This is a genomic window from Candidatus Binatia bacterium (genome assembly GCA_036382395.1).
Taxonomy (GTDB): domain Bacteria; phylum Desulfobacterota; class Binatia; order HRBIN30; family HRBIN30; genus JAGDMS01.
The window spans coordinates 1-3,307 of sequence record DASVHW010000158.1 but is presented as its reverse complement, the minus strand read 5'-3'; the positions used below and the strand labels follow the sequence as shown (position 1 = coordinate 3,307).

At 67.6% G+C, this 3,307-nt stretch carries 2 protein-coding genes; both read right to left on the bottom strand.

Features of this window, described 5'->3' with window-relative positions:
* Positions 1–146: 146 nt before the first annotated feature.
* Positions 147–368: a type II toxin-antitoxin system PemK/MazF family toxin gene (locus tag VF515_07515; protein ID HEX7407485.1), complete on the bottom strand. Its 222-nt coding sequence runs from the start codon at positions 366–368 to the stop codon at positions 147–149.
* A 4-nt stretch (positions 369–372) separates the two neighbouring features.
* The coding region (locus tag VF515_07510) for a transglycosylase domain-containing protein (protein ID HEX7407484.1) at positions 373–3,307 on the bottom strand (2,935 nt) is incomplete at its 5' end.

Genomic DNA, 3,307 nt, shown 5'->3' with positions numbered 1-3,307 from the left:
TGCCGACGCTGAACCCAGTTCGATCCACGTGACGCACGCTACGGTAGAATAGCGAAGAGCTGGTAAGGCACCCATTCAAGTGAGTTCGACAAGGCCTTGAAGGAGCGCCGGCGCTGAGCCACGTCTGGAATTTGGACGATCACTCGTTAAAGCAGATCCAAGAACTCGAGCAGCGCTCGCCGAACCTCGTCCTGCACCGCTTCGGGCACGGAACCGAGATCGCGCCGGAACAGCTCGTTGTCCCACGCGAGGATCTGGTCGACGAGAATGTCGCTGTCTCGCGCCAGTCCGCAGACTCCGGCCGGAATGCGCACTCGCAGAGGGAAGGCATCCTCGCGGGCGACCTTGGCCGAGCCGGCGTCCGCAATGGCCCTATAGGTGCGGATTGATGATCGGCGCAGCGAGCTTCAACACCGCGAGCGGCAACGCGCTGGTGAACTGATACGCGCCGGCCTGGCTGCCGGGGACAAAGGCGGTGAGCACGCCGAAGTAGCGGTCACCGATGTAGAAGACGAAGGTTGCGGTGCGGTTCACCGGGCGTGCCGAGATGACCCCGCCGTGTCGACGGAAGGTCTTGTAGCGGTTATCGCCGGTTCCCGTCTTTCCACCGACGATCAGGGGCTTCCCGTTGTGCACGAACGCGCCAGCGACGCGGCGCGCCGTGCCATGGTTCACGACATCGGCGAGCCCGCCGCGCAGCGCCCGCGCCACCGCGGGGTCCATGACCTGCTCCCCACTCGACGGCGCCGGCTCGAAGACGGTCTCGTACGGCGTGCCCTCGGCGAAGTGCAGCTCGGTCATGCGTAGCGTCGGCCGCCGCACGCCGTCGTTGACGATGATGCCCATCAGCTCGGCCAACGCCGCCGGACGATCGGAGGAGTTGCCGATGGCCGTGGCATACGTCGGGACGAGCCGCGCGAAGGGAAATCCCAGTCGCCGCCAGTACGGCGTCATGCGGGCGAAGGCGTCACGCTCGATGCGGATGCGCAGCCGCCGGTCTTGCGCATGCCGGTTGCGGGTCTTGAACAGCCACGCCGAGGCGACCCGGCGCACCGCCGCGCTGCGCTCGAGCAGCTGCGGCCACGTCGCCGTCGGGTCGCGCGTCAGCTCACCGGCACACCACACCTCGAGCGGATGCCGCGACAGCAAGTACCCGTAGTCGGCGATGTTGAGGCGCGGATTGCCGTAGGCGCGCGCCAGGCGGTGCACCGCCTCGGCCGGCAGCGGCCCCGCCCGCTCCTGCAGCCAATCCCCGAGGGCCGCCTCGTCCGCTCCCGAATGCCACGCGTAAAAGAGCATCGCCAGGTGACGCGGCGAGTCGGCGCGGCGACCCAACAGTCGCTCGATGATGTCCTCGGTCGATTGCCCGTGATACGTGCGGTACGCCTGCAGCAGGAAGTGCTCCGCTTCGTCCCCAGCGATGGCGGTCAGCAGGCGCTGCCGTTGCGGATCGTCGAGGTCGTTGAGCACGCGGTCCACGTCGTACGGCAAGCGGGCTTGATGGTAGCGCACGAGGTCGCGCATGAGGCGAATGAAGACCAGGTTCACCGACCCTTGCAGGCCGTCCTGCACCGACAGGACGCGGCCGTTGTCGCTGCGCTGGAAGTTTACAAAGGTGTGCATGCCGCCGCCGGTGAAGAAGGCTTCATACGGGCTCGCCGCGTAGCGGCGTTCGAGCCCGCGCTGCAGCAGGCCGTCGAGGTCGAGATGCTGGTCGTGCTGCAGCGTCTCTGCCGCCCACTTGGTGATCGGGTCACGCGCGACGCGGGCGCGCGCAGCGAGCGTCTTCGCGTCGAGCGGTTCCAGCTCGTGGTCCAGCTCGGTCACCAGCTCGAGGTAGTGCGCCAGGGTGCGCAGCTTCGCGCTGCTGCCGAGCTCCATCTTGATGCCGTCATTGATGTCGAAGGGGCGGTCGAGGTTGTCGGCATGCACGCGCAGCACGTTACCCTCCGGCGCGCGCTCGAAGAGCATCAGGCTGTAGATCACCTTGTGCGGATCGCCGGTTTGCAGCAGGTGCTCGCCTTTGAGCCCGTGTGCGACGACGAAGCGCGGGTCGGCGAGGTCCTGAAAGAGCTCGCTGGCGCGTTCCTCCATCGAGACGTCGATGGGGCTCGACACCTCGAGGTGCAGGCGGTCGAGATCGTAGAGGCTCGGCACATCGAGCATGCGCATCAGCGTCGTGCGCACGGCGTTGGGGGCCTTCTGCTGCACAAAGGACACGGGCGGCGGCACAGGGGCGTGCGGCAGGAACGTGATCGGTGTCGCCTTGAGGGCTTGCGCCAGCGCGGGGTCGATGACGCCATCCCTCGCCAGCAAGTCGGTGTACTCATCGACCTTGGTTGCCAGCTGCGGGCGCGACTCGACCAGGTACGTCGTCGGCGCGCGCACGGCGATGAGCAGCGCCAAGGCATGCTTGAAAACGCGTACCCCTTCGGGCGTCGGTTGCGGCGCCCTCGACACGCAACACATGTCCTCCAATCGCAGACCGAACCAGGCGTAGAGCCCATCGCCCAGCCCATTGAGCTCGCCGTAGCCGGGTGCCGCCGCCAGCGGCAGCGTGTTGAGGTAGTCGACGACGATTTGCCGCCGCCACGGCCGCGTGTCCGGGCCGTCGGCGTAGGCTTTGAGACTGGCGCCGATCAGCTGCCGTAGCTTCTCGAACGCGCCGGTGGTGCGCCCGCTCGGCGAGTGGCGATACTTCTCGAGCTGTGTCGCCAGCGTGCTGCCGCCTTGCAGCTGCACCGGCAGGTGGAGCTTGCCGCCGACGTACAGCAGGCTCGCCTTCGCCAGGCGATCCCATTCGATCACCGGGTTGCTGCGTGGATCGAAGGGGGTCAGCAGCTCGCGGTTCTCGATGTACAGCAACGCGTCGACCAGCAGCGGCGGGATGTCTTCGAAGCGTTGAAAGCTGCGGCCCGTGTTCACCGCATTGAAAAGGACCGAGTCCCCGTTGCCACGGATGGTGAGGCCGGTCACCGGCGGCTCGCGGTACGGTGGGGCGACACGCCACGACACCAGGGCCGCGAGCTCCGGTGAGACGCGGGCTTGCCGCGCCACTTGAAAGCCGTGCGCGGTCAGTCGCGACTGAAAACTCGGCAGCTGTGCGTAGCCACGCCGGACGTCGAACGGACCCGCGGACGGAAACGCCACGCGCGGGCTCGGGCCATCGCCGACGGTGTAGGTGGCGCGCGCCGCCCAGCGCGACAGCAGCTCGGCCTCCAATGCCGAGGTCTGCAACTCGTACAACACCAGGGCACCCAGCACCGCCCCCAATGCCACCGGCAGCAGCGCCGCTATGAAACGGGCG